At 32.9% G+C, this 26,237-nt stretch carries 26 protein-coding genes, 2 pseudogenes and 1 riboswitch; of the genes and pseudogenes, 24 read left to right on the top strand and 4 right to left on the bottom strand.

Annotation, left to right across the window (positions count from 1 at the left end; translation table 11 throughout):
- Positions 1–27 precede the first annotated feature (27 nt).
- The 7 genes from MHB47_RS09750 (at position 28) to MHB47_RS09720 (ending at position 4,724) form a co-directional block, all read left to right on the top strand.
- Positions 28–381, top strand: a complete 354-nt coding sequence (locus MHB47_RS09750; protein WP_002508191.1) for an arsenate reductase family protein — start codon at positions 28–30, stop codon at positions 379–381.
- 168 nt (positions 382–549) lie between these two features.
- On the top strand, positions 550–930 hold the full coding sequence (gcvH, locus tag MHB47_RS09745) for a glycine cleavage system protein GcvH (RefSeq protein WP_002508190.1): 381 nt from the start codon (positions 550–552) through the stop codon (positions 928–930).
- Positions 931–1,234: 304 nt separating this feature from the next.
- The gene (locus MHB47_RS09740; RefSeq protein WP_340756408.1) at positions 1,235–1,627 is read left to right on the top strand and encodes a toprim domain-containing protein; all 393 of its coding nucleotides are present in this window, start codon (positions 1,235–1,237) and stop codon (positions 1,625–1,627) included.
- Positions 1,624–1,923 carry a thioredoxin family protein gene (locus tag MHB47_RS09735; RefSeq protein ID WP_021339857.1) on the top strand — a complete coding sequence of 100 codons (300 nt, stop codon included), beginning with the start codon at positions 1,624–1,626 and terminating at the stop codon, positions 1,921–1,923. The genes MHB47_RS09740 and MHB47_RS09735 overlap by 4 nt, the downstream gene beginning before the upstream one ends.
- Positions 1,924–1,978: 55 nt before the next feature.
- Positions 1,979–2,086: riboswitch (SAM riboswitch) on the top strand.
- Positions 2,087–2,171: 85 nt separating this feature from the next.
- On the top strand, positions 2,172–3,197 hold the full coding sequence (locus tag MHB47_RS09730; protein ID WP_340756406.1) for a methionine ABC transporter ATP-binding protein: 1,026 nt from the start codon (positions 2,172–2,174) through the stop codon (positions 3,195–3,197).
- Positions 3,190–3,885 (top strand): methionine ABC transporter permease, encoded by a 696-nt coding sequence (locus tag MHB47_RS09725; protein WP_002508186.1) that lies wholly within the window; start codon positions 3,190–3,192, stop codon positions 3,883–3,885. The genes MHB47_RS09730 and MHB47_RS09725 overlap by 8 nt, the downstream gene beginning before the upstream one ends.
- A gap of 23 nt (positions 3,886–3,908) precedes the next feature.
- Positions 3,909–4,724 carry a MetQ/NlpA family ABC transporter substrate-binding protein gene (locus MHB47_RS09720; protein ID WP_340756404.1) on the top strand — a complete coding sequence of 272 codons (816 nt, stop codon included), beginning with the start codon at positions 3,909–3,911 and terminating at the stop codon, positions 4,722–4,724.
- A 228-nt stretch (positions 4,725–4,952) separates the two neighbouring features.
- Here the strand turns inward: MHB47_RS09720 and MHB47_RS09715 are convergent.
- The 3 genes and pseudogenes from MHB47_RS09715 to MHB47_RS09705 form a co-directional block, all read right to left on the bottom strand.
- Positions 4,953–5,114: pseudogene (locus tag MHB47_RS09715) on the bottom strand (tyrosine-type recombinase/integrase); the annotation flags it as partial.
- Positions 5,115–6,089: 975 nt separating this feature from the next.
- Positions 6,090–7,118: a hemolysin family protein gene (locus MHB47_RS09710; RefSeq protein ID WP_340756402.1), complete on the bottom strand. Its 1,029-nt coding sequence runs from the start codon at positions 7,116–7,118 to the stop codon at positions 6,090–6,092.
- 206 nt (positions 7,119–7,324) lie between these two features.
- A complete protein-coding gene (locus tag MHB47_RS09705; RefSeq protein ID WP_046465114.1) occupies positions 7,325–8,170 on the bottom strand; it encodes a DUF368 domain-containing protein in 846 nt (281 codons plus the stop codon).
- Between the two features lie 364 nt (positions 8,171–8,534).
- Between MHB47_RS09705 and sufC the strand changes: the two genes are divergently transcribed.
- The 12 genes from sufC to MHB47_RS09645 all read left to right on the top strand — a co-directional run bounded on the left by sufC (position 8,535) and on the right by MHB47_RS09645 (position 22,256).
- Positions 8,535–9,293 (top strand): Fe-S cluster assembly ATPase SufC, encoded by a 759-nt coding sequence (gene sufC / locus MHB47_RS09700; RefSeq protein ID WP_002512209.1) that lies wholly within the window; start codon positions 8,535–8,537, stop codon positions 9,291–9,293.
- A gap of 105 nt (positions 9,294–9,398) precedes the next feature.
- A complete protein-coding gene (gene sufD / locus MHB47_RS09695) occupies positions 9,399–10,706 on the top strand; it encodes a Fe-S cluster assembly protein SufD (RefSeq protein WP_340756399.1) in 1,308 nt (435 codons plus the stop codon).
- 158 nt (positions 10,707–10,864) lie between these two features.
- The gene (locus tag MHB47_RS09690; RefSeq protein ID WP_445684154.1) at positions 10,865–12,103 is read left to right on the top strand and encodes a cysteine desulfurase; all 1,239 of its coding nucleotides are present in this window, start codon (positions 10,865–10,867) and stop codon (positions 12,101–12,103) included.
- Positions 12,093–12,542 (top strand): Fe-S cluster assembly sulfur transfer protein SufU, encoded by a 450-nt coding sequence (gene sufU, locus MHB47_RS09685; RefSeq protein ID WP_056935400.1) that lies wholly within the window; start codon positions 12,093–12,095, stop codon positions 12,540–12,542. The genes MHB47_RS09690 and sufU overlap by 11 nt, the downstream gene beginning before the upstream one ends.
- Positions 12,543–12,719: 177 nt before the next feature.
- Positions 12,720–14,117 (top strand): Fe-S cluster assembly protein SufB, encoded by a 1,398-nt coding sequence (gene sufB, locus MHB47_RS09680; protein ID WP_021339848.1) that lies wholly within the window; start codon positions 12,720–12,722, stop codon positions 14,115–14,117.
- A gap of 1,185 nt (positions 14,118–15,302) precedes the next feature.
- Entirely contained in the window at positions 15,303–16,322 is a 1,020-nt protein-coding gene (locus MHB47_RS09675; protein ID WP_340756391.1) for a hemolysin family protein, read from the top strand.
- A 66-nt stretch (positions 16,323–16,388) separates the two neighbouring features.
- The gene (locus MHB47_RS09670; RefSeq protein ID WP_340756389.1) at positions 16,389–17,456 is read left to right on the top strand and encodes an NAD(P)H-dependent flavin oxidoreductase; all 1,068 of its coding nucleotides are present in this window, start codon (positions 16,389–16,391) and stop codon (positions 17,454–17,456) included.
- Between the two features lie 213 nt (positions 17,457–17,669).
- Positions 17,670–18,518, top strand: a complete 849-nt coding sequence (locus MHB47_RS09665) for a DUF72 domain-containing protein (RefSeq protein ID WP_046465118.1) — start codon at positions 17,670–17,672, stop codon at positions 18,516–18,518.
- 10 nt (positions 18,519–18,528) lie between these two features.
- Complete coding sequence (locus tag MHB47_RS09660) at positions 18,529–19,353, top strand: sulfite exporter TauE/SafE family protein (RefSeq protein WP_002508169.1); 825 nt, start codon at positions 18,529–18,531, stop codon at positions 19,351–19,353.
- A 22-nt stretch (positions 19,354–19,375) separates the two neighbouring features.
- Positions 19,376–20,695: a bifunctional metallophosphatase/5'-nucleotidase gene (locus tag MHB47_RS09655; RefSeq protein ID WP_340756387.1), complete on the top strand. Its 1,320-nt coding sequence runs from the start codon at positions 19,376–19,378 to the stop codon at positions 20,693–20,695.
- 81 nt (positions 20,696–20,776) lie between these two features.
- Positions 20,777–21,706, top strand: coding sequence for a lipoyl synthase (gene lipA, locus MHB47_RS09650; RefSeq protein WP_002508167.1), 930 nt, complete (start codon positions 20,777–20,779; stop codon positions 21,704–21,706).
- Positions 21,707–21,872: 166 nt separating this feature from the next.
- Entirely contained in the window at positions 21,873–22,256 is a 384-nt protein-coding gene (locus tag MHB47_RS09645) for a YutD family protein (protein ID WP_002508166.1), read from the top strand.
- Positions 22,257–22,481: 225 nt separating this feature from the next.
- Here the strand turns inward: MHB47_RS09645 and MHB47_RS09640 are convergent, their stop codons facing one another.
- A complete protein-coding gene (locus tag MHB47_RS09640; protein WP_002508165.1) occupies positions 22,482–22,748 on the bottom strand; it encodes a DUF3055 domain-containing protein in 267 nt (88 codons plus the stop codon).
- Positions 22,749–22,896: 148 nt separating this feature from the next.
- Between MHB47_RS09640 and MHB47_RS09635 the strand changes: the two genes are divergently transcribed.
- The 5 genes and pseudogenes from MHB47_RS09635 (at position 22,897) to MHB47_RS09615 (ending at position 26,226) form a co-directional block, all read left to right on the top strand.
- Positions 22,897–23,328, top strand: coding sequence for a DUF86 domain-containing protein (locus MHB47_RS09635; RefSeq protein WP_107518588.1), 432 nt, complete (start codon positions 22,897–22,899; stop codon positions 23,326–23,328).
- A gap of 6 nt (positions 23,329–23,334) precedes the next feature.
- On the top strand, positions 23,335–24,114 hold the full coding sequence (locus tag MHB47_RS09630) for a TIGR01457 family HAD-type hydrolase (protein WP_002508163.1): 780 nt from the start codon (positions 23,335–23,337) through the stop codon (positions 24,112–24,114).
- Between the two features lie 10 nt (positions 24,115–24,124).
- Positions 24,125–25,084, top strand: coding sequence for a 2-hydroxyacid dehydrogenase (locus MHB47_RS09625; protein ID WP_340756384.1), 960 nt, complete (start codon positions 24,125–24,127; stop codon positions 25,082–25,084).
- Positions 25,085–25,483: 399 nt separating this feature from the next.
- Positions 25,484–25,758: pseudogene (locus MHB47_RS09620) on the top strand (transposase); the annotation flags it as partial.
- Between the two features lie 321 nt (positions 25,759–26,079).
- Complete coding sequence (locus MHB47_RS09615; protein WP_002508161.1) at positions 26,080–26,226, top strand: teichoic acid D-Ala incorporation-associated protein DltX; 147 nt, start codon at positions 26,080–26,082, stop codon at positions 26,224–26,226.
- The last annotated feature ends 11 nt before the right edge of the window (positions 26,227–26,237 follow it).

Below are 26,237 nucleotides of genomic sequence, written 5' to 3'. Positions count from 1 at the left end.
TTAACTAGACATAGGAGGTACAGCATAATGATAAAATTTTACCAGTATCCTAATTGTACAACTTGTAAGAAGGCAGCTAAGTTCTTACAGGAGTATGGTGTTAGTTTTGAACCAATTGATATCGTTCAACATACACCTACTAAAAACGAGTTTAAAGATATTATTGAAGCGACAGAAATTGATATTAATAAACTTTTTAACACACATGGCGCAAAATATCGTGAGCTTGGATTGAAAGATAAGTTGAAAGATCTAACGAATGATGAAAAGTTAGATTTATTGGCTTCAAATGGTATGTTAGTTAAAAGACCACTAGCCATTTCAGGAAATAAAGTTACAGTTGGATTTAAAGAAGACCAATATAAAGAAACTTGGTTATAAAATAAATTTTAAATTCATAATTAAATAAGTGGTTACAATAGTGATTGTGGAAACGCTTCATCTATTGCTGTGAAAACATCTGATTACATTACGGTATCAGGAAATAGTTGCTTGAAAGCTTTTCATATGGCATCATTAATATGTAAAATCATTTAGGAGGGGATTCTTGTGGCAGTACCGAGTGAATTTAAATATTCTAAAGAACATGAATGGGTTAAAATTGAAGGAAATACAGTAACAATTGGTATAACTGAATATGCTCAAGGTGAATTAGGAGATATCGTATTCGTTGAATTACCAGAAGTCGACGATGAGATTAACGAAGGTGAAACTTTTGGTAGTGTTGAATCAGTAAAAACAGTTTCAGAACTATACGCACCTGTTACTGGGAAAGTTGTCGAGTCTAACGAAGAATTAGAAGACAGCCCAGAATTCGTAAATGAATCACCATACGATAAAGCATGGATGGTAAAAGTTGAATTAAGTGATGAAAGTCAATTAGATGAATTACTATCAGCTGAGCAATACTCAGAAATGATTGGTGAATAAAAACAAAGTATGAACTCCATGATATAGATTATCTTGGGGTTTTTTTATGAGAATAATCTATTTTATGTGGTTTTTAGTCAAATTAAAAGATGCATAAAGTGAGCTATAGTAAATCATAGCTTAATAGTACTAAAAAACAGTTATTATATAAGATAATGAATATTTAATTAGATGTCTTTAAATGACAAAAATTATTTTCAATAATAAGATAAGATTAGGAATATGTAAATTATGTTTATAGTCGCTAAGTATTGTGAAGAACTAAGTAGATTGAACAACTATCAACATTTAGAGGGTGGATGTCATGACGATACTAAACCAAGTTATCATTGTCGAAGGCAAGTCAGACAAGAAGCGGGTAAAGCAAGTTATTGATCAGCCAATTGATATCATATGTACAAACGGTACTATGGGCATTGATAAAATTGATGCAATGGTTGAAACTTTATATGATAAACAAGTGTATATTCTTGTTGATTCAGATAAAGAAGGTGAAAAGATACGGAAATGGTTCAAACGATATCTCAGTGAAAGTAAACATATACGCATAGATAGACAATATTGTGAGGTTGCTAGATGCCCTAAACCATATTTATCCAGAGTACTGCGAAAACATGGTTTTTCTGTAAAAGACGCAGAAAAAGTAGCTAAAGCAAAATTAGATTATATAGCTGAAAGGGTAAGTTTATTAACATGAATGTAACAAGTGAACACCGTGCAGATGTGCACGAACATGAAGAAAAAGAAAAATATTTAATATTTGGTTATACACCAACGTGTGGAACTTGTAAAGTTTCAGAACGCATGTTAGATATAGCAAATGAAATTTTAAAACTACCAATTACAAAAATAGATTTGAATTTTCATCCTGATTTTAGCCAAGCGCAAGAAATACAATCTGTACCTGTGCTCATGTTGATGTCTAAAGGTAAAGAGCAGAAAAGAATTTACGCATTTCAATCTGTTCCTTATTTGTTAGAAAATTTAAAATAGTTATTGACGAAACATGAGTGCGATGATAGGATTAAAAATAATTAAATAAATGATACTCTTATCAAGAGTGGTGGAGGGATGTGCCCTTTGAAGCCCGGCAACCGTCTGAATCAGAAATGGTGCCAATTCACATGAAGTTACGATTAACTTTGGGAGATGAGAGAAGCGATTAATGCTTTCTCTTTTCTTCACTGAATAAAAGAGGAAGCATTTTTTAATTGATAGTGTAATACAAGGAGGCAAGTGTGATGATTGAATTAAATCAAATAGTCAAAAGGTACAAGACAAAAAAACACGACGTACTAGCTGTAGATCATGTTGATTTAAGCATTCAATCAGGCTCAATCTTTGGAGTAGTTGGTTTTTCAGGAGCAGGGAAAAGTACTTTAGTAAGACTCTTGAACAATCTCGAGCAACCTACTTCAGGTGACGTAATTATTGATGGAGATAAGATTGGTGATTTATCTAAATCAGATTTAAGAAAAAAACGTCAAAAAGTGAGCATGATTTTTCAACATTTTAATTTACTGTGGTCACGAAATGTATTAAATAATATTACATTTCCGCTAGAAATTGCTGGTGTTTCCCGCCGTGAAGCGAAGCAACGTGCTTTAGAACTAGTGGAATTGGTAGGACTAAAAGGAAGAGAAAATGCATATCCATCGGAATTATCAGGCGGTCAAAAGCAACGTGTCGGTATCGCGCGTGCATTAGCTAATGAACCTACTGTATTGCTTTGCGATGAAGCAACAAGTGCGTTAGATCCTCAAACGACAGATGAAATTCTAGAATTATTATTAAAGATTAAAGAAGAACGAAATTTAACAATCGTAATCATTACACACGAAATGCATGTCATTCGACGTATCTGTGATGAAGTCGCTGTTATGGAAAATGGCCGTGTAATTGAACAAGGCAAGGTTACAACTGTCTTTGAAAACCCACAACATGAAGTAACAAAACGCTTTGTGAAAGATGATTTAGACGATGATTTTGATGAATCTATCACAGATTTAATAACATTAAATGAAAATGATTATGTAGTTCGCTTGAATTTTACAGGAAGCAATACTACGGAGCCGTTAGTATCATACATAACTAAGACGCATAATATTGATGTAAATATATTGGAAGCTAATATTAAACATACGAAAGACGGTTCAATCGGCTTTTTAGTAGTGCATTTACCAATAGTAAATTCAGAAAAATTCGAAAAGTTCAAAAATGATTTAGAAGCGCAACACGTTTCAGTGGAGGTGTTAAAGCATGGGTAATTCGTTTGGTGACATACTCCGTGAGATGGTTACTATGCCAAATATTAGTTGGGACGAAGTTTGGTTAGCAACATATGAAACAATTTATATGACTGTAATAGCAACAGCGTTTGCTTTTGTTTTAGGACTGATTTTAGGTGTATTACTCTTCTTATCAGCTAAAAGTAAATCACCAGTGGCAAGAGTCTTTTATAGTGTAGTTTCATTTATCGTAAACTTATTCAGAGCGATACCTTTCATTATTCTCATACTCTTGTTGATTCCATTCACAAGTTTAATATTAGGAACAATTAGTGGACCAACTGGAGCTTTACCAGCATTGATTATTAGTGCTGCACCGTTCTATGCAAGATTAGTAGAGATCGCATTTAAAGAAATCGACAAAGGCGTAATCGAAGCGGCTTGGTCAATGGGCGCAAATACATGGACAGTAGTGAAAAAAGTCCTTTTACCAGAAGCAATGCCAGCTTTAATATCCGGTATTACAGTGACTGCAATTGCTTTAGTTGGATCAACAGCAGTTGCAGGTGTAATTGGTGCAGGTGGTTTAGGTAACTTAGCGTATTTAACTGGCTTCACACGAAATCAAAATGACGTCATATTTGTATCAACAGTTTTAATACTGATTATTGTATTTATCATTCAATTTATTGGTGACTGGTCTACAAATAAAATAGATAAACGATAAATTTTAAAAGGGGACTTTATTATATGAAAAAAATATTAAGTTTAGTTTCTGTAGCTGCTTTAGCACTTTTATTAGCAGCATGTGGCGGTGGCGGAGATGAAAAAGATAAGACAATTACAGTCGGAGCTTCGCCAGCACCGCACGCAGAAATATTAGAAAAAGCAGAACCATTGTTAGAAGATAAAGGTTATAAGCTAAAAATCAAAACGATTAACGATTATACAACACCGAATAAATTATTAGATAAAGGTGAACTTGATGCGAACTTCTTCCAACATACACCATATTTAAAAACAGAGAAGGAAGACAAAGGCTATAAAGTGGAATCAGCAGGAAACGTTCACTTGGAGCCTATGGCAGTTTACTCTAAAAAATATAAAAGTTTAAAAGATTTACCAAAAGGCGCAACAGTATATGTTTCGAATAATCCAGCTGAAGAAGGACGTTTCTTAAAATTCTTCGTAGATGAAGGACTTATTAAATTAAAAGATGGCGTTAAAACAGAAGACGCTACGTTTGATGATATTGTAGAAAATAAAAAAGACATCAAATTTAATAATAAACAATCTGCAGAATATTTACCTAAAATTTATCAAAACGAAGATGCTGATGCTGTAATTATTAATTCAAACTTTGCAATTGATCAAGATTTAAGCCCTAAAGATGATTCAATTGTTCTAGAGAAAGCAAAAGACAACCCTTATGCGAATTTAATTGGCGTAAGAGAAGGTCATAAAGATGACGAGAAAATCAAAGCGCTAATTGATGTACTCCAGTCTAAAGAAATTAAAGACTATATCAACAAAGAATACGATGGTGCGGTCGTACCAGCAAAATAACACCAAATTTCATGAAGAATCCTTTAACCACAACGGTTTGAGGGTTCTTTTTTATGGTTGTAAGAATTGAAAAAGGGCAGTATGTAAAAATTATCGAATATAAAGCATGAAAAATACGCCCAAATTTGGACGTGTTAACTAAGTTTTACTTATTCAAGGTTGTTCATCATTCCCTTTTCTATTTGTTCTATAACACTTTTTAAAGATATGGCTACGACTTAATATTTATGAAGATACTTCTTTTATAATCTCTTCATCTTTAACAGACGTTCTTAAAAATATGTAAAAGCGTCTAAGTTGTAAAGGATTGCCTTTGTGATTCGTTAACACAAAATTGCTATTTAGGTAATAATTGTCATTCCATTTTGACTCTTTCTTGTTTTTAATTAATACGATAATAAAAAATTAAAGTTGAGAATATGCGTGTAGAGGGCTTTATTATTATGAAATAGGCACATATCATTTAAAGTAACTTATGTATATTGCAAAGATAACTAGAAATGTAGCAAATATTCCATGTACGATTAAAAGTAAATAATACTGTTTATCAGTCATGGGGGTAAAGTTGTTCCGCTTAACTCTTCTATTATTTTCCCAGCGAAATATAAAAGCCCAAAAATAAGCGTAGACAGGTATGAAAATAATCCCTAATACAATAGCAGCTAGTAACCCCATAATAAATCTCCTTTTTACTTAAGGATATCATAAATTCTATATTAGATTATCAAAATATATAAATGCATGGGTATGTACTTTTGACGTTTGGACAATATAAGGCAATCATAAAAAAACTGTAAAATATAGTTGTGTATAGAATTTATAAAGTGAATTGTAATAAATAATTGAAACATGTGATGCACGCTTATCTCATATATTTGAAATAGTGGTCTCAGGTGAGTAAAATAAGAGAATGGAAATAGATTGATTGAGAAAAATCAGTTTAATTTTCAATGGGAGAACTAACAAATTAATGGTAAGCTTTCTATAATAATGGAAGGTTTATATATTGATTATATATAGAATCACTAAAATATCACTTTCGCTGTTGATATTTTATTTAATAGCTCGGAGGTTATGGGATGCTTTTATATCATAAATGATTTAAAAGTGATGGGACATATACTTCCGGGTTATTTTTTAGTGCATTTATCTGGATTCTTACAAGACGCATGAGCAAATGGGGCTAATTTAGTGCTTGCAGAATACTTCAATACGTAAATATGTAACCGTGTCTGAGCCAAACGCTTCTGACATATAAAATAATAAGATTGTACTTAAAGAACTACAAAAAACCACCGACAAAGTTGCTTAACTTCGTCGGTGGTTTGTCTACGGTTGAAATACTATTTTAATTAAAGTATATATTTAGACTAAATCATGCTCATCTTTAATATCGCCAACTATATTTTCTAAAATGTTTTCCATGGTAATTATACCAATAGGATCAAGGTTTTCATCTTCGACAAGTGCGATGTGAATTTGATGTGTTTTCATCAGCTCTAATACATGATGGTATTTAGTATTAAGACTTACTTTTAGAATATCGTTTGTAATATCTTCAAGTGTCGTTAAATCATCATTTAAAAAATCCTTAGCATGTAAGTAACCAACAATTTGAGTTGGGTTATCTCTAAATACAGGGAATCTTGTGTAATTCGCATTATTTATATAAGCTTTTGTTTCATCTACATCATTTTTAATATCGATAATTGAAACTTTGTTGAGAGCAATATAACCATCATTAACCGTCATTTCATCAAAGGCAAATGCACGATTGATATGTGTTAATTCATTTTCAGAGATTTCTCCGCCTTCATGACTTTCTTTAATCAATAATTTTAATTCTTCTTCGGAATGATAGAGTTCACTTTCTTTAGCAGGTTGCATACCAAACATCTTCAAAATTAATCTCGCTGAACCATTAAGTATATATATAAATGGATAAAATAATTTGTAAAACATGATCATTGGTTTAGCTATAATTAATGTGATTTGTTCGGCTTTTTGTATCGCAACTGTCTTAGGAGCCATTTCGCCGACTACAACGTGTAAATAGGTTGCAATTACGAAAGCGCTAATTAAAGTGAAGACATGTATCATCGAATCTGACAAACCTAAACTACTGAAAAGCGGGTGTAACATAAACTCGAAAGTCGATTCGCCGACCATACCGATGCCTAAAGCGGTGATTGTAATACCTAATTGACAGGCGGCTAGGTATTCATCTAAGTGTGTTACTACCTTTTGTGCTGAAAGTGCATTTTTGTTATTACCTGTTGCAAGCGAGTGGATTCTTGATGTTCGAACTTTGACTATTGCGAACTCTGAAGCGACAAAGAATGCAGTAAGTATTAATAAAATGATAAACGTGATTAAACTAATAAGGGTTCCCAAATATTAATTAATTCCTCCAATATTTTCTGATTCAATCTAAAAATGATTGAAAGTTCATTATATAAAAAATGAGTGTAGTTATCCACTATCAAGATTTACAGAGTTTAAAAAAATGAATTTGTTTTTTGTGTCATCGAAAAATTTGAGAAAGTGTATTTAAAAACGCCATCGAGCAATATCGACGGCGTCTCAAACATATATTGATTTTAATCTTTTGTAGTGCTTCCTAATTTATAACTAATAATAAAGCCACAAATTATCGTTATGATTGAAATTATCCATATTAAAATAGAATCCGGGAGGCCAGGAAATACTGCGTAAAGCGAACCTACTACGAAACCAATAATTAATGCATAGGTTAAGTAAGTATGGTAAGTCAGTAAGTGTTGAATGATTTTACTAGCAAATAAGAAACCGGCAATAACGCCTAAACCAACAGAAATCAATACAGGAATGGCATTAAAGTTTAGTGAAATAAATTCTGAGAGAGCATACATTACTGTGCCATATACTCCAAACACTAATAACATAAATGATCCTGATATACCTGGAAGTAACATAGCACTAGAAGCACACGCACCAGCAATAAAATATTTTATGAAAAGACCAGTTGAAAGTTCTAGTGTTTCACCTGCATGCTTGTCGCCGTTATTTAATAAAGTAATAACAACAATTATAATGATACCCAATGCTACAAGAGAGTAATGTTTAACATTAAATGTTTGTTTAAATCGAGAAGTTTTTAATAAATATGGAACGATTCCTGCGATTAACCCAACAAAAAAGAACATCGTGGGTACTGTGTGTTCATTAAGTAAGTAATTAATAACTTTACTTAATAAGCCAATAGCAATTACCATCCCTAAACCGATGGGTATTAAAAATTTTAAACTTTCCCAAAAACGTTTTGAAAAAAGACCACTAACAGAACGAATAAACTCATCATAAATACCGAGTAAGAGGGCGATTGTACCTCCACTCACTCCTGGAACTAAATCAGTTGTTCCCATAGCAAATCCTTTCCAAATATTTGACCATTTTATTTTTGACATGACAGTCTCCTTTTGATTAAAAATATATAAATGATAATAGCATAAAAGTAAGCGTGATAATATTAAAAGCAAAATAGAAAAGATTATTGTTTATCACATATAAATGAACTGAGACTCTAATTTAAAAGAATATAGGTATTGAGAACAAAGATGATATTATTATCAGTTACAAAAATTAAAGAATCCCTATCGAAAATGATTGTGTTTTAATAACGATTTTAATTTAGCTCCTGAAAAGGTTTATATTCGAATATAACTACGTTATAATTAGAAGATGTAAGAAAGGCTCAGTCTTTTGACTGTAGATTAAAATTATTATAAACTAGATAAGAAAAACATATCATATAATACGGAGGGAATATGTATGCCATCAACATTAGAAATTAAAGACCTACATGTGTCTATTGAAGATAAAGAAATTCTTAAGGGTGTTAACTTAACAATTAACACAGACGAAATACACGTTGTAATGGGACCAAATGGTACTGGTAAATCAACATTATCATCAGCAATCATGGGACACCCTAACTACGAAGTAACGAAAGGTGAAGTTTTATTAGACGGTGTTAACATATTAGAACTTGAAGTTGACGAACGTGCAAAAGCTGGACTTTTCTTAGCTATGCAATATCCGTCAGAAATCACTGGTGTTACAACTGCAGATTTTCTACGTTCAGCAATTAATGTTAAACGTGGAGAAGGTAATGAAATTAACTTGATGCAATTTATCAAAAAATTAGATAAAGAAATGGATCGTTTAGATATCGATCAAGATATGGCGCAACGTTATTTAAACGAAGGATTCTCTGGCGGCGAGAAAAAACGTAATGAAATTCTTCAATTAATGATGTTAGAACCAAAATTCGCAATTTTAGATGAAATTGACTCTGGTTTAGATATCGATGCTCTAAAAGTAGTATCTAAAGGTATCAACTTAATGCGTGGCGAAGAATTCGGTGCATTAATTATCACTCACTATCAACGTCTATTAAACTACATTACTCCAGACCATGTACATGTTATGTATGCGGGCAAAGTGGTTACTTCAGGCGGACCTGAATTAGCAAAACGTTTAGAAGAAGAAGGCTATGAATGGGTTAAAGAAGAGTTCAACGCTCAATAATAAGTCTCAAATCATATGAAAACATTAATTTAGATGAAGATTTAAGGTTTTGATTTATACCAATGAATTAAATCATACAATCATCAAATGGGAGGAAAAAATAGTATGACGACTGAAACTTTGAACATTTCTGAAGCTCAACTTGTTGAATATTCACAAGCCCATAATGAACCTTCTTGGTTAACTGAATTACGTAGAGAAGCGTTGAAATTAACTGAAACTTTAGAAATGCCAAAACCAGATAAAACAAAAATTAACAAATGGGATTTCGATTCATTTAAACAACATGAAACAGTAGGTAATGTTTATGAATCAATTGAAAATCTACCTGCAGAAGTAAAAGAAATTATTGATGTAGAAAACACAGAGAACTTAGTAATACAACATAATAATACACTTGCTTTTACAAAGGTTTCTGATTCTGCAAAAAACGATGGCGTAATCATCGAAGGATTATCAGATGCGTTGAAGAATCATCCTGATTTAGTAAAAAAATACTTTATGAATGACACAGTAACTGTTGATGAACATAGATTAACAGCATTACACACAGCGCTTGTTAATGGCGGTATGTTTGTATATGTACCTAAAAACGTAGTGGTTGAACATCCAATTCAATACGTTGTTTTACATGACGATGCTAATGCAAGTTTCTATAATCACGTTATTATTACTACTGAAGAAAGTGCAGAAGTAACGTATGTTGAAAACTATTTGTCAAATACAAGTGGTGAAGGTAACCAACTTAACATCGTTTCAGAAGTAAGTGCTGGTGCAAACTCGAAAATCACTTATGGTTCAGTAGATTATTTAGACAAAGGCTTTACTGGTCACATTATTCGTCGTGGTATGACAGAAACAGACGCAACAATTAACTGGGCATTAGGACTAATGAATGAAGGTAGTCAAATTATCGATAATACTACTAATTTAATTGGTGATCGCTCAGAAAGTGAATTAAAATCTGTTGTCGTTGGTACGGGTAGTCAAAAAATCAATTTAACGTCTAAAATCGTACAATACGGTAAAGAAACAAATGGATATATTTTAAAACATGGCGTTATGTTAGAAAGTGCTTCAACAATATTTAATGGTATTGGTTACATTAAACATGGCGGTACTAAATCAAACGCGCAACAAGAATCACGTGTACTTATGCTTTCTGAAAAAGCACGTGGGGATGCGAACCCTATTCTATTAATAGATGAAGATGACGTAGAAGCAGGACATGCAGCATCAGTAGGTCGTGTAGACCCAGAACAACTTTATTATCTAATGAGTCGTGGTATTTCACGTCGCGAAGCTGAACGTTTAGTTATTCACGGCTTCTTAGATCCAGTTGTACGTGAATTACCGATTGAAGATGTAAAACGCAAATTACGTGAAGTAATTGAACTTAAAATTAATAAATAATTAACGATATTAATTACGTTAAGGCCAGTAGTAATTCAAGTGTTAGGAATGCGAATAATTCTTGTTAAGTACGTTTTAAATTTGAATTAAAAAGTGGTCTTCCTAACTATACTAAGGTCTGATTATAGATTTTTAATTAAGAAAGGTCTGTGGATAATTTGACCGAATCATTAAATGTTAGTGAAATTGTAAAAGATTTTCCAATTCTTAAGCAACAAGTACATGGTAATAGACTAGCTTATCTAGACTCTACAGCAACAAGTCAAACGCCTACTCAAGTGATTGATGCGATTGATGATTACTACAAACGATATAACTCTAATGTGCATCGTGGTGTTCACACACTTGGTTCATTAGCAACAGATGGTTATGAAAATGCACGTGAAACGGTAAGACGTTTTATAAATGCGAAATACTTTGAAGAAATTATCTTCACACGTGGTACTACAGCATCAATTAATATTGTTGCACATAGCTATGGCGATGCAAATGTTAATGAAGGTGATGAAATCGTTGTTACTGAAATGGAACATCATGCTAATATCGTTCCTTGGCAACAACTAGCGAAGCGTAAAAAGGCAGAATTGAAATTTATTCCATTGACTGAAGATGGAGAATTAGCGATTGAGGATGTTAAAGCGACTATTAATGAAAAAACAAAAATAGTTGCTATAGCTCATGTTTCTAATGTATTGGGCACTATAAACGATATCAAAGCTATTGCCGAAATTGCACATGAACATGGTGCAATTATCAGTGTGGATGGTGCACAAGCTGCCCCTCATATGGATATAGATATGCAAGACTTAGATGCTGACTTTTATAGTTTTAGTGGTCATAAAATGCTTGGTCCAACGGGTATAGGTATTTTATATGGTAAACGCACATTGTTAAATAACATGGAACCAGTTGAATTTGGTGGAGATATGATAGATTTTGTTGATAAATATGAAGCTTCATGGGCAGATTTGCCAACAAAATTCGAAGCAGGTACGCCACTGATTGCACAAGCGATTGGCTTTGCAGAAGCTATAAAATATTTACAAAATTTAGGGTTCGAAGCAATTCATCAACATGAAGCAACGTTAACACAGTATGCTTATGACAAAATGTCAGAGATAGAAGGTATCGAGATATATGGTCCAGCAAAAGATCGTCGTGCGGGTATCATTACTTTCAATATGACTGATGTTCATGCGCATGATGTTGCAACTGCGGTTGATACTGAAGGTGTAGCTGTTCGCGCAGGGCACCACTGTGCTCAACCACTAATGAAATGGTTAAAACAATCTTCTACAGCCCGTGCAAGTTTTTATATTTACAACACGAAAGAAGATATTGACCAATTAGTTGAATCCTTGAAACAAACGAAGGAGTTTTTCTCATATGAATTTTAATAATTTAAATCAGTTGTATCGTTCAGTGATTATGGATCATTATAAAAGCCCTAGAAACAAAGGTACTTTAGATAATGGATCTATGACAGTAGACATGAACAATCCAACGTGTGGGGATCGTATTCATCTTACGTTTGATATAGAAGATGGTTTTATCAAAGATGCTAAATTTGATGGAGAAGGCTGTTCAATTTCAATGTCTAGCGCCTCAATGATGACCGAAGCGGTTAAAGGCAATTCGTTAGCTGATGCTATGAAAATGAGTCAAGAATTCTCAAAAATGATGCTTGGCGAAGATTATGAAATCAGTGAAGACATGGGAGATATCGAAGCACTGCAAGGTGTTTCACAATTTCCTGCAAGAATTAAATGTGCCACGTTAGCTTGGAAAGCCTTAGAAAAGGGTACAGTTGAAAAGGAAGGCAATGCAGAAGACTAATTCGAGTCGAACCATTGACATTGTGTAAAATCCCATTCAAACTAGTAGGAACAACATGAAATTTTATGAACGTTTATAAATGAAATCATTATTCTTATAGCAGACAGTTAAAAGAGAATAATACAATAAATGAACTTGCACGTAAGTCGTTTTTAATATATAAAAGGAGTGATTTAAATGGCTAAAAAAGCACCTGATGTTGGGAATTATCAATATGGTTTCCACGACGAAGATGTTTCCATTTTTAGATCAGAACGCGGTTTGACAGAAAATATTGTCCGCGAAATTTCGAATATGAAAAGTGAACCTGAGTGGATGCTTAATTATAGATTAAAATCATTAAAACAATTCTACAAAATGCCTATGCCTCAATGGGGTGGAGATTTATCAGAATTAAACTTTGATGATATCACTTATTATGTTAAACCATCAGAAAATACTGAACGCTCATGGGATGAAGTGCCTGAAGAAATCAAACGTACGTTTGATAAGTTAGGTATTCCTGAAGCCGAGCAAAAATATCTTGCTGGTGTTTCAGCACAATATGAATCAGAAGTTGTTTATCACAACATGGAGAAAGAACTTGAAGACCAAGGTATCATCTTTAAAGATACAGACAGCGCTTTAAGAGAAAACGAAGATTTATTCAGACAGTATTTCTCAACAGTTGTACCTGCTGCAGATAATAAATTCTCAGCGTTAAACTCAGCTGTGTGGTCAGGTGGATCATTTATTTACGTTCCGAAAAACGTTAAATTAGACACACCTTTACAAGCTTATTTCCGTATTAACTCTGAAAACATGGGTCAATTTGAGCGTACTTTAATCATTGCTGATGAAGGCGCATCTGTAAACTATGTAGAAGGTTGTACAGCACCAGTTTACTCAACAAGCTCGTTACACTCAGCTGTTGTTGAAATCATTGTACACAAAGACGCGCATGTACGTTATACAACGATTCAAAACTGGGCGAACAACGTATATAACTTAGTTACAAAACGTACTTTAGTATATGAGAATGGTAATATGGAATGGGTTGATGGTAACTTAGGTTCTAAGTTAACTATGAAATATCCAAACTGTGTACTTTTAGGCGAAGGAGCCAAAGGCAGTACGTTATCTATCGCATTTGCTGGTAAAGGACAAGTACAAGATGCTGGGGCTAAAATGATTCACAAAGCGCCAAACACATCGTCTACAATTGTTTCTAAATCTATTTCTAAAGATGGCGGTAAAGTTGTTTATCGTGGTATCGTGCATTTTGGCCGTAAAGCAAAAGGCGCACGTTCAAACATCGAATGTGATACTTTAATTTTAGATAACGAGTCTACTTCAGATACTATTCCATATAATGAAGTATTTAATGACAATATTTCGTTAGAACACGAAGCAAAAGTATCTAAAGTTTCAGAAGAACAATTATTCTATTTAATGAGCCGTGGTATTTCAGAAGAAGAAGCGACTGAAATGATTGTAATGGGCTTCATTGAACCATTTACAAAAGAACTTCCAATGGAATACGCTGTTGAAATGAACCGTTTAATCAAATTCGAAATGGAAGGATCAATTGGCTAGTCTTAGCTAGTGATTCAACAATTTCTTACAAAATAAAAGCACGAGAGATACGAATTCAATATCATTTATTCTTTAAATGTTATCGAAGTTTGCGTATCATCTCGTGCTTTTTTATACATAACTTTGCTATTTATGCATAATTTTAAAAAATTAAAACCTTCCATATTGGAAAAGTAAAAATAAGTAGTGCTACTAGTGTTAATAAACACAGTAAGCTATTTACGATGCGGTCACCATTGATAGCTGAAATAATATTAATCATAATTAATATTATGATTATAAAAAATCCACTATAAAAATATAAGTTACCATTAAATACTTTGTTAAAAGATAATATTGGTATGAGATAGGCGACTAATGTAGCGAAAGCAGAAACTAAAGTCATATAATACTTAATAAAAAACACCCCTTTTAGTAAAGAAACAACTTTATGCGCTATCAAAATTTCAAAATACAAGGGAAGTTTATAGCATTGGTATACACCAATCATACTATTTGTGACATATTTTCTTGAAAATAGAAGAAAGCAAAGGTATATTTCAAACTTTTCACCATTAATAGGGTGAGGGTTTGACGAATTTCAAGAAGGATAAGAAAACAAGTGCCCAGCCATATGAATTGGTTGGGCACTTGTGCTTATGTATAGCTAGTACCGTATTGGAGCGTACTGATATTTTCTCTTCGCAAGTCTGCACCTGTTCTGTACAAAACGATAATTGATAAGAGCAGTATCATTACTGTACAAATAATAATCCATTTTCCCAGTTTGCTAATATCAAAAAGGAGACTGAAAATTATTATTAAGAATAATATACAGAAAAAGGCAAAAGCCGTATACATCATTAAATTTCCCATAAATAAAACATTCCTTGTAAAGTTAGCTTAAAAAACTCACTAATATAAGTGAGTTTGTGAAGAGTTTCCCGAATTTAGCGTACTTAAGTGTCACGCTTATCTTAATTTTAGCATAGCTATAAAATTCATAATATATATATGATAGGAAATAGTACTAAAGGATGATATTTACTAATTAACTTATTTAAAATTTAATTTAGTTAATTCATCACAATTAGATGATTCAAAATCCTAATCCTTTTGTAATGTTTATAAGTTTTGAAAGAAGGGAATCAAATTATAACTTATAAATTTTTTTATTATAAATTATACTAAAGGAGTAATGCATATATGATTATAGCTATAATCATACTTTTGTTTGCTTCATCTTTCTTTTCAGGCAGTGAAACCGCATTGACGGCAGCCAATAGGATGAAGATGCAAACACAAGCTCAAAAAGGCGATAAAAAGTCTAAAAAATTATCGCAATTATTAGTTAAACCAAGTGAATTTATTACCACTATTCTTATTGGTAATAATATAGCAAATATTGTTTTACCTACATTAATAACAATTTTAGCTGTTGATTTAGGAATTAGTGTTAGTATTGCAACAGCTGTGACAACAGTAACGATTATTGTAATATCTGAAGTCATTCCCAAATCGATTGCTGCTACATACCCTGATAGAATTTCACGTTTAGTTTATACACCGATTTCATTCTTTATTATTTTATTTAAACCAATAACGTTAATCTTAAATAGTATGACTGATGCGATAAATAAGTTTCTTTCTAAAGGCAATGAAGACCAGCAACGATTTTCAAAAGAGGAAATCAGACAGATGGTTTCGATTGCAGGTAGTGAAGGTGCATTTAATGAAATGGAACGCAACCGTATACAAGGAGTTATGGATTTTGAAAAATTAAAAATTAAAGATATTGATACGACACCTAGAATAAATGTTACAGCGTTTTCATCAGATGTGTCTTACAAAGAGGCATATGATACAGTTGTTTCAAATCCCTATACCCGCTATCCAGTGTATGATGAAGATATAGATAATGTTATTGGTGTTTTCCATTCAAAATATTTATTAGCTTGGAGTCGTGAGCCCGATAACAATATGACACAATATACTTCTGAAGCTTTATTTGTAAATGAGCATAATAAGGCTGAGTGGGTGCTAAGAAAAATGACTGTATCACGTAAACATTTGGCGATTGTATTAGACGAATACGGCGGTACAGAAGGTATTGTATCTTATGAAGATCTAATTGAAGAGATGTTAGGTATGGAGATAGAAGATGAAATGGATGAAGAAGAAAATGAAAAAATCGAAGAACAAATGAAAGCATACAACAAGAAATAACGTTTTAATAACACTTTTATACTCATTTTGTAGTTAAATATAAGTGTTGAAAAAGGGGTGTGCTATATGAAATTATCATCAAGAATTACTGAGGTTTTAGGTATTAGATTTCCGATTTTGCAAGCAGGTATGGCAGGTAACACAACGCCTGAATTAGTAGCAACTGTGAGTAATAGTGGAGGATTGGGAAGTATCGGTGCAGGTTATTTCACACCTGAGCGACTTGAAAAAGAAATTACCTATGTACAACAACTGACTGATTTACCTTATGCCGTTAATTTGTTTGTACCTAGTCAGAAATTATATATTCCAGATAAAGTAGAACATATGAATGCTTGGCTAAAACCATATCGGCGTGCGTTTAACATTGAAGAGCCAGTATTGAATATGGATGAAACACATCAATTTAATCATGCAATTGATGTTGTTATTGAAAAGGGCGTACCGGTGGTTACTTTTACTTTCGGTATTCCTGATCAAACAACCATTGCAAAATTAAAAGAAAGAGATATAACAATTGTGGGTACCGCAACCTCTGTAGATGAAGCAATCGCTAATGAAAGTGCAGGGGTAGATGCTATTATTGCACAAGGTAGTGAAGCAGGCGGTCATAGAGGTTCATTTACGGTGACTGGAAGTAACCAGACGCCATTAATTGGAACAATGTCACTCGTCCCTCAAATTGCTGATGCAATTGATATACCAATTATTGCGTCTGGCGGTATTATGGACGGTCGTGGACTAGTGGCAAGTATCGTTTTAGGTGCAGAAGCAATTCAAATGGGAACTGCATTTTTAACTACTGAAGAAAGTGGTGCATCATCACTATATAAAAATATGATACAACAAAGTAAAGAAACAGATACTGTAATCACTAATGTATTTACTGGAAAGCCCGCTCGCGGTATTTATAATGATTTTATCCATAAAATGGATGAATATAACGATGACATACCGGACTATCCAATTCAAAACCAGTTAACGAGTGCGATTCGTAAAGAAGCAGCTCAAAAAGGGGATGCACAGTGGACACATTTATGGAGCGGTCAAAGTCCACGTCTTGCTCAAAATGTTTCCGCTACATTGTTAATTCAACGTATAATTAATGAATCAAAAGCACTATTGAATAGTTAAATTGTTATATCAATAACATAGATGCCTTACGCTAAACGATTGCTCGTATCCTTATATTATGAGCAATCGTTTTTTATAATATAGAGATGAGTAAATTAGGCTAAGTGTACTCTGTATATTATAGAAATCTCTTGTTTTTTAAAGTTATAGTAAATTAAATTTAATCAAGTGAATCCAATAAAACATATATGGTATCATTACATTGGTGATACTATGATAAATATTGGATTAACGGGTTGGGGCGATCATGATTCATTATACGAAGACTTGCAACGAAAAGCAGATAAACTAGTGACATATGCAAGTCATTTTCCGATAGTAGAATTAGATGCTACTTATTATGCAATTCAACCTGAAAGAAATATAAGAAAATGGATAAGAGAAACACCTAAACGCTTTGAATTTGTCGTAAAGATACATCAAGCATTAACTTTGCATGCTGATTATCATGATTATGCAGAAACTAGGCAAATCCTATTTGATCAATTTAAAGCGATGCTAGAGCCATTAAAAGACGAAAATAAACTGGCTATGGTATTAGTACAATTTCCACCATGGTTTGATTGTACAGTTCAGAATATTACATATATACGCTATATTCGTGAGCAATTAAAAGCATTTCCTATGTGTGTAGAATTTCGTAATCGATCATGGTTTAATGATGCTTATAAAGAAGAAACATTAGCGTTTTTAACGCAGCAACAAATAATACATTCCGTGTGTGATGAACCACAAGCAGGTCAAGGTTCGATTCCGTTAGTTAATCGCATTACGCATGAAACTGCGTTTGTTAGGTATCATGGGAGAAATGTTCACGGCTGGACTAAAAAAGATATGACGGATGAAGCATGGAGAGATGTAAGGTATTTATACGATTATAATGAACAAGAATTAAAAGATTTAGTTAGTAAAGTGAAAGTATTAGAACACAAAGCTAAAAATATTTACGTTGTTTTTAATAATAATTCTGGTGGCCATGCTGCTCAAAATGCAAAAACTTACCAAAAAATATTAGGCATTGATTATCAAGGGTTAGCACCGCAACAATTAAAATTATTCTAGGAGAGATTACATGTTAACAATTATATTATTGATTTTAATTGGAGGGTTATCAGCAATTTTAGGCTCTATTGTGGGCATCGGTGGCGGTATCATTATCGTGCCTACTTTGATATATCTTGGGGTAGAGAATAACCTATTAGAAGGTATTACGCCTCAAATCGCTATAGGAACATCTTCCGTTATTTTAATAGTGACGGGGTTAACTTCAACGTTAGGTTATTTAAAAACAAAGCAAGTAGATGTGAAAAACGGATCAATATTTTTATTTGGCTTATTGCCTGGTTCTTTAATTGGAGCGTTACTAAGTCGCTATTTAACGTTAGAATCCTTTAATTTATATTTTGGTATATTCTTAATCATTGTATCCATCTTACTTATTATAAGAAATAAGATTAAACCATTTAAAATATTTGATAAACCCAAATATGAGCGTAGTTACGTCGATGGTACTGGTAAAAAATATCATTATAGTGTACCGCCGCTAGTAGCATTTATTGCGACACTATTTATTGGTACTTTAACTGGATTATTCGGCATTGGTGGCGGTGCATTAATGACACCATTAATGCTTATTGTATTTAGGTTCCCGCCTCATGTAGCAGTTGGTACAAGTATGATGATGATATTTTTTACAAGTATAATGAGTTCAGCAGGACATATTGTACAAGGGCATGTCGCGTGGTCATATGCTATCGTCCTAATTATTGCGAGTTATTTTGGTGCTAAACTAGGCGTGAAAGTGAATCAATCCATAAAATCAGATACAGTAGTCTTTTTATTACGTACATTTATGTTAATTATGGGTATATATTTAATAATAAAATCATTCCTATAAAGTAAGAGGAGGGAAATTATATATGAAACTAACGATTTATCATACAAATGATATACATAGTCATTTACATGAATATGCACGAATTTCAAAATATTTAGCCGAAGATAGACCGAAACTAGATCATCCCTCACTCTATTTAGATATTGGCGACCATGTTGACTTATCTGCGCCAGTTACTGAGGCAACGATGGGTACAAAAAATGTTGAACTGTTAAATAAAGCACAGTGTGATATTGCCACGATAGGAAATAATGAAGGTATGACAATTTCACATGAAGCTTTAAATACACTTTATGATGATGCGAACTTCGAAGTGACATGTGCCAATGTTTTTGATGAACAAGGACAATTGCCAAATCATATATCACCATCTTTAATTAAAGTTATAGATGGTGTACGCATTTTATTTATTGCAGCTACTGCACCATTTACGCCTTTTTATAGAGCACTTGATTGGGTAGTAACTAATCCTTTAGAAGCAATAAAAGATGAAATTAGTGCTAATGAAGGGGAGTATGATTTATTAATTATTATGAGTCATGTTGGTGTTTTCTTCGATGAAAAGTTATGCCAAGAAATTCCTGAAATTGACCTTATTTTAGGTAGTCATACTCATCATTATTTTGAAAATGGTGAAATGAATAACGGTGTATTAATGGCAGCAGCAGGTAAATATGGCAATTTTTTAGGTGAAGTTACCCTCGAAATTGAAAACAAACAAGTTGTTAGAAAAGAAGCTACGATATATCCAGTTGAAACTTTGCCTGAAGTTGAAACAGATTTTGAAGCTGAAGGTAAGGTACTTTTAAGTGAACCTATTGTCGATCGACAAATCGAGCTGCCACGTAGAACAGATGTTATTACGCAAACGGCGCATATGCTTGCTGAAAGTATATTTGAATTTACGAATGCTGACTGTACGATTATCAATGCTGGATTAATCGTTAAAGGTGTCATTGCTGATCAAGTTACTGAATATGATATTCATCAGATGCTACCTCATCCAATTAATGCAGTAAGGATTAAATTAAGTGGACAAGAATTGAAAAACGTTATAATAAAAAGCCAGAAACAAGAATATATTTATGAGCATGCACAAGGTTTAGGCTTTAGAGGTAATATATTTGGTGGATATATATTATATAATTTAGGTTTTATAGAATCTGAATCACGTTACTTTATTAACGGTGAAGAAATTGATGATGAAGCGCCTTACATTTTAGGGACAGTTGATATGTACACATTCGGTCGTTATTTCCCAATGTTAAAAGATGAGGCTATAGATTACTTAATGCCTGAGTTCTTAAGAGATATTTTCAAGGAAAAATTACTAGAATTTTAAAAATTAACAATATACGTTTTAATTTATTGAAAATTTCGTTATAATGATTACAGATTTCAAACTCAGGAGGATTGTGCGGATATGGCTACTAAAAATGAAGAAATTTTACGTAAACCAGATTGGCTGAAAATAAAGCTGAACACTAATGAGAACTACACTGGTCTGAAGAAAATGATGCGCGAAAAGAATTTGAATACAGTTTGTGAAGAAGCAAAGTGTCCCAATATACATGAATGTTGGGGTGAACGCCGTACTGCTACATTTATGATTTTAGGTGCAGTATGTACACGTGCTTGTCGTTTCTGTGCAGTTAAGACAGGGTTACCTAACGAGTTAGATTTAGATGAGCCAGAACGTGTGGCTGAATCTGTTGAATTAATGAACTTAAAACATGTTGTTATAACAGCAGTAGCACGCGATGATTTAAGAGACGCTGGTTCAAATGTTTATGCTGAGACGGTACGTAAAGTGCGTGAACGTAATCCGTTTACTTCAATAGAAATATTGCCATCAGATATGGGTGGAGATTTTGAAGCGTTAGAAACATTAATGGCTTCAAAACCAGATATTTTAAACCACAATATCGAGACAGTCCGCCGACTAACGCCGACAGTTCGTGCAAGAGCAACGTATGATCGTACGTTAGAGTTCTTAAGACGCTCTAAAGAGTTACAACCCGATATTCCAACTAAATCAAGTTTAATGGTAGGTTTAGGTGAAACACATGAAGAAATCTATGAAACAATGGATGACTTACGAGCAAATGATGTTGATATCTTAACAATAGGTCAATATTTGCAACCTTCACGTAAACACTTAAAAGTTGAAAAATACTATACACCATTGGAATTTGGTAAATTAAGAAAAATTGCGATGGATAAAGGTTTCAAACATTGCCAAGCTGGTCCGCTTGTAAGAAGCTCATATCATGCAGATGAACAAGTGAATGCAGCTGCCAAAGAAAAACATCGTATTGGTGAAGAAAAATTGGGTACTGATACAAAGATTTAATAGTAAATAAGACTTAGTTCATTTGTTAAGTGTGCTTAATTTAGCTTCACTTTATGGGCTAAGTCTTTATTAGAAATATAAAGTATATATGCATAGCACCAGCCTGACTAAAGCAGTTGGACGTTCATTGAATGCATGGATAGTATACTTAGATTAGGTGAATGAAATGATAAAAGTGAATGAACACTACTTTGAAATCATAGAAGAGTATAGAGAATGTTTTGACGAGGAAACCTTCGCAAATCGTTATTCTGACATATTAGATAAGTATGATTACGTTGTAGGTGACTTTGGTTACGAACAATTAAGATTAAAAGGTTTTTATACTGATAAAAACAAAAAGGCAGAGTTGAGCAAACGTTTTTCGACAATACAAGATTATTTATTAGAATATTGTAATTTTGGTTGCCCGTATTTTATCTTGAGACGTATTCCAGAACAAGAACTTAAAGCATATGTAGATGAAACTGAAGAGGTTGATCATGATTTTGAAGAAAATAAATTACAAGATGTAAAGATTAAGCCGAGTATTCAAGATACAGAAAAATAAATGTTGATTAATAAAAAGGGAACAGAACATATAGCTCTCGTTTTAAAAAGAACTCATCCATTAAAATTTGTGGATGAGTTCTTTTGCTATATTTAAATATTACGATTTTGATTATGTAGGCATAGGCATATGTATTGTTCCTGTAGTATGTGACACGCGTTGTTTCCAAGGAGTCTCATATGCAAATGTGATATAAAATTAATGAAGCTTTCTAATAGTTAATAACTATTGAATGACTTCATTTAAATATTCGGTGATTTCATTTCCTTCATCTTCATTAACACCAAGTATATATGAAATGTAACCTTCTTCTTCCAAATCATCTGTGCCGATAATCCCAAATTTATTTGTTTGCATATTTAATACGATAGTTTTACCAAAATGGCGATTGGTTTGGACTAACATCAAATCGTAACGACTATGTTCACCTACAAATCCGACAAATTGGACTTGAGCTGATTCATCGTCATCATATAGATACATATCAATCATTTTATAACACTCCTCTTAGTGTGTGGCTTATAATATAATACAGTAGTTGATTCTTTTTTCATGATTAAAAAGTCTTAATTAACAGTATAACGATAAATGAATTCGACTGCAAAGGTATGGTATGATTAGAATGATAGGGGTGACGATGATGTATTTTGTTAATAAAGAAAAATTGAATACAAAGTTAAATTATTTACAACAATTAATTACAGATTATCCTCAAAGTAAAGATAATCAATATGCGTTTGAACGTATTGCACAAATGTTTATAGAGTCAGCTGTAGATATCGGAAATATGGTTATTGATGGCTTTATATTAAGAGATCCAGGTAACTATAAAGATGTTATAGATATTTTAGAATTAGAAAAAGTGATTTCTAAAGACACACAAGTTCACATTAACAAAACGGTCGATGTAAGAAAACAATTCGTCCACTATTATGATGAGCTTGATACGGCTAGTCTTATACCACTTTTTGATGAGACGGTGCCTTATTATCAACAATTTATTGAAGAAGTCATACGTTTTCTAAAAAGTGAAGATGTGCCAGTTACAGCTTTTGGTAAAAAAGGAGAGTAAATATTAATGAAAAATTACAAAGCTTATCTTATTGATTTAGATGGCACGATGTATAAAGGTAATGAAACTATTGATGGTGCAACGCAATTTATAGAATATCTAAACCAACAACAAATTCCACATTTATACGTAACGAACAATTCTACGAAAGAACCAGAAGAAGTAGCTTCAAAATTACATACAATGGGTGTAGATGCAAAGGCAGACGAAGTAGTTACTTCCGCACTTGCAACTGCTGAATACATTTCAGAAGAATCTCCAGGTGCTACTGTTTATATGTTAGGTGGTAGCGGCCTTGAAAAAGCACTAACAAGTCACGGATTAATATTGAAAGACGATGAGTTTGTGGATTACGTAGTAATTGGATTAGATGAAGCAGTTACATATGAAAAATTGACTACTGCAACATTAGGCGTACGTAATGGTGCGAAATTTATATCAACAAATCAAGATGTGTCGATACCTAAAGAACGAGGCTTCTTACCAGGTAACGGTGCTATTACGAGTGTTGTAACAGTATCTACAGGTATTCAACCGACATTTATCGGTAAACCTGAACCTATTATTATGAAAAAAGCATTGGAAATTTTAGATTTAGAGCGTTCAGAAGTAGCTATGGTTGGAGATTTATATGATACGGATATTCTTTCAGGAATTAATGTGGACATTGATACGATACATGTACAAACAGGTGTCACAACTAAGGAACAAATCGTACTCAAAGAAATACCTCCGACTTATACGTTTAAAGATTTGAATGAAGTGATCAAAGAACTCAAAATGTAGGGGTGATTGTATGAATAAAATAGTCGTTAGTAGAAAAATACCTAAGTCATTTATAGAACAATTAGAAACACTTGCAGATGTAGAAGTTTGGAATGAATCTTATACACCAATGCCAAGAGATAAATTTTTGGCATCTTTAAAAGATGCAACTGCCTGTCTTATAACTTTAAGTGAAAAAATTGACGAAGAAGTTATAGAAGCAGCACCTCATTTGAAAGTGATTGCAAATATGGCAGTTGGTTTCGATAATATAGATGTCCAACTAGTACAAAGTAAAGGGATTGTTGTTACGAATACGCCTGGCGTGTTAACTGAGACAACAGCAGAGCTAGGCTTCACTTTGATGCTGACCGTGGCAAGACGCATTGTTGAAGCGGAACAATACGTACAAAGAGGGGAATGGCAAAGTTGGGGGCCATATCTTTTGGCAGGTAAAGATTTATATAATGCTAAGGTAGGCATCTACGGCATGGGTGATATCGGAAAAGCCTTTGCGAGACGCTTGAAAGGATTCAATGCAAATATCATGTATCACAATAGGTCAAGACATAAAGATGCTGAAGAAGCATTAGGCGCTTTATACGTGCCTTTTGATACAATGCTTGAGCATAGTGATTTTATTATTTGTACAGCGCCACTTACTGAAGATACAAGAAATAAATTTGATACTGCTGCATTCAAAAAGATGAAAAATGATGTGATATTCATTAACATCGGCCGAGGTGCAGTTGTTGATGAGCAAGCACTTGTTAATGCTTTACAAGATGGAGAAATTGGTGCATGTGGTTTGGATGTCTTACGTCAAGAACCGATTGATATGACACATCCATTGTTATCAATGAAAAATGCAGTCATTTTACCACATATTGGTAGTGCATCTGTAGTAACGAGAAATCGCATGATTCAACTTTGTGTAGATAATATACGCTTAGTGTTAAGTCACAAACAGGCTAAAACACCGATTTCATAAAATTAAATTACACCTTCTCAGAGAGAATGGGACATAAATATACCATTCTCAAATTAAAAGCAGCAATCTATTGGTTTCTAATGGATTGCTGCTTTTCTATGTTAAAATATTCCGATTTTAAAAGCGCATGCTTGCCTGGGGTATGGGAGTGGGACAAAAATCTAATTTTTCTAATAAGATTTCGTCGTCCCACCCCGGCAAAGATGACTAGAAGTGAAACAAGCTTAATATTATGCGCGTTTTCACTTCAGTCATCTACTGCCAATATAGCAATAGAGTTGAGATATTATTTGTTTTACGGACTCATACTATTCGCCTAGGCGTCAGCTCTTTATAAAATCGGTACAATTATATAAATTTATACAAAAAAATAAGCCACTTTCGTATAAAAATTACAATATGACTCAGCTAACACTACCAATGGAAACTGAAATTTTGATCCCAATGATATCGCACATGCAGTTCATCAAATTGTTGAAACAATTCCAGAAACAGAATTCTACGAATTCAATCACTTAAATGGTGCATCCTCTTATCACTCTAAAATGATGTTGAAAATAATTCTTTATGCTTATACACAATCAATATTTTCTGGACGAAGAATTGAAGCTGCACTTTCAGATAGTATTCGTATGGTGTGGTTATCTCAAAATCAAAAGCCATCATATAGAACAAAAACTCATTGATAATGAGTCTATATTTCTGCTAACAAAGTCAAAGACTTTATTAGCATTTTTTTTGTGCCCAACTTTTCATGAAACTCACTTTGTTATATTAATATTTTAAAAAAAGTAATACCACTCTTTATTATGCGTTATTCAATATAACACTTTTGTTATATATAAATTTGTTTATTCAATTGTCAACCTGTCGTAAAAAATGTATAATATATTAGTAAAATGTTAACGCAATGTAAATTGCTTTAATTAATAAAATTTTATTTATTACATAATTTAATTATAGTCTAGTCTGAAATGAAAAAGAAGAGGTGACCAATGAGTAAAAAAATAGAACAAGATTCATTATTTAATAAGTTAAAACCTTGGCTCATAACGCTGCTTTATTTTGCTATTTTTATAGCGTTGTATCTCATATACGGTACTGGCGATACTCATAATAACTTTATTTATAATGAATTTTAATAGAGGAGAGA

This window comes from Staphylococcus sp. FSL K6-3157, assembly GCF_038005145.1.
In the GTDB taxonomy this organism is placed as follows: domain Bacteria; phylum Bacillota; class Bacilli; order Staphylococcales; family Staphylococcaceae; genus Staphylococcus; species Staphylococcus equorum.
The sequence above is the reverse complement of the archived record's forward strand: the minus strand, read 5'-3'. Positions and strand labels throughout refer to the sequence as shown.

What these genes read in the sequence shown, in the direction of transcription:
- MHB47_RS09630 (WP_002508163.1), top strand. Translation starts at nt 23,335, where the DNA reads ATGAAAAATTACAAAGCTTATCTTATTGATTTAGATGGCACGATGTAT.
- MHB47_RS09750 (WP_002508191.1), top strand. Translation starts at nt 28, where the DNA reads ATGATAAAATTTTACCAGTATCCTAATTGTACAACTTGTAAGAAGGCA.
- lipA (WP_002508167.1), top strand. Translation starts at nt 20,777, where the DNA reads ATGGCTACTAAAAATGAAGAAATTTTACGTAAACCAGATTGGCTGAAA.
- MHB47_RS09660 (WP_002508169.1), top strand. Translation starts at nt 18,529, where the DNA reads ATGTTAACAATTATATTATTGATTTTAATTGGAGGGTTATCAGCAATT.
- MHB47_RS09645 (WP_002508166.1), top strand. Translation starts at nt 21,873, where the DNA reads ATGATAAAAGTGAATGAACACTACTTTGAAATCATAGAAGAGTATAGA.
- MHB47_RS09725 (WP_002508186.1), top strand. Translation starts at nt 3,190, where the DNA reads ATGGGTAATTCGTTTGGTGACATACTCCGTGAGATGGTTACTATGCCA.
- MHB47_RS09730 (WP_340756406.1), top strand. Translation starts at nt 2,172, where the DNA reads ATGATTGAATTAAATCAAATAGTCAAAAGGTACAAGACAAAAAAACAC.
- MHB47_RS09705 (WP_046465114.1), bottom strand. Translation starts at nt 8,170, where the DNA reads ATGTCAAAAATAAAATGGTCAAATATTTGGAAAGGATTTGCTATGGGA.
- MHB47_RS09740 (WP_340756408.1), top strand. Translation starts at nt 1,235, where the DNA reads ATGACGATACTAAACCAAGTTATCATTGTCGAAGGCAAGTCAGACAAG.
- MHB47_RS09615 (WP_002508161.1), top strand. Translation starts at nt 26,080, where the DNA reads ATGAGTAAAAAAATAGAACAAGATTCATTATTTAATAAGTTAAAACCT.
- MHB47_RS09665 (WP_046465118.1), top strand. Translation starts at nt 17,670, where the DNA reads ATGATAAATATTGGATTAACGGGTTGGGGCGATCATGATTCATTATAC.
- MHB47_RS09640 (WP_002508165.1), bottom strand. Translation starts at nt 22,748, where the DNA reads ATGATTGATATGTATCTATATGATGACGATGAATCAGCTCAAGTCCAA.
- MHB47_RS09670 (WP_340756389.1), top strand. Translation starts at nt 16,389, where the DNA reads ATGAAATTATCATCAAGAATTACTGAGGTTTTAGGTATTAGATTTCCG.
- MHB47_RS09625 (WP_340756384.1), top strand. Translation starts at nt 24,125, where the DNA reads ATGAATAAAATAGTCGTTAGTAGAAAAATACCTAAGTCATTTATAGAA.
- sufD (WP_340756399.1), top strand. Translation starts at nt 9,399, where the DNA reads ATGACGACTGAAACTTTGAACATTTCTGAAGCTCAACTTGTTGAATAT.
- sufB (WP_021339848.1), top strand. Translation starts at nt 12,720, where the DNA reads ATGGCTAAAAAAGCACCTGATGTTGGGAATTATCAATATGGTTTCCAC.
- MHB47_RS09675 (WP_340756391.1), top strand. Translation starts at nt 15,303, where the DNA reads ATGATTATAGCTATAATCATACTTTTGTTTGCTTCATCTTTCTTTTCA.
- MHB47_RS09720 (WP_340756404.1), top strand. Translation starts at nt 3,909, where the DNA reads ATGAAAAAAATATTAAGTTTAGTTTCTGTAGCTGCTTTAGCACTTTTA.
- MHB47_RS09635 (WP_107518588.1), top strand. Translation starts at nt 22,897, where the DNA reads ATGTATTTTGTTAATAAAGAAAAATTGAATACAAAGTTAAATTATTTA.
- sufC (WP_002512209.1), top strand. Translation starts at nt 8,535, where the DNA reads ATGCCATCAACATTAGAAATTAAAGACCTACATGTGTCTATTGAAGAT.
- sufU (WP_056935400.1), top strand. Translation starts at nt 12,093, where the DNA reads ATGAATTTTAATAATTTAAATCAGTTGTATCGTTCAGTGATTATGGAT.
- MHB47_RS09735 (WP_021339857.1), top strand. Translation starts at nt 1,624, where the DNA reads ATGAATGTAACAAGTGAACACCGTGCAGATGTGCACGAACATGAAGAA.
- MHB47_RS09655 (WP_340756387.1), top strand. Translation starts at nt 19,376, where the DNA reads ATGAAACTAACGATTTATCATACAAATGATATACATAGTCATTTACAT.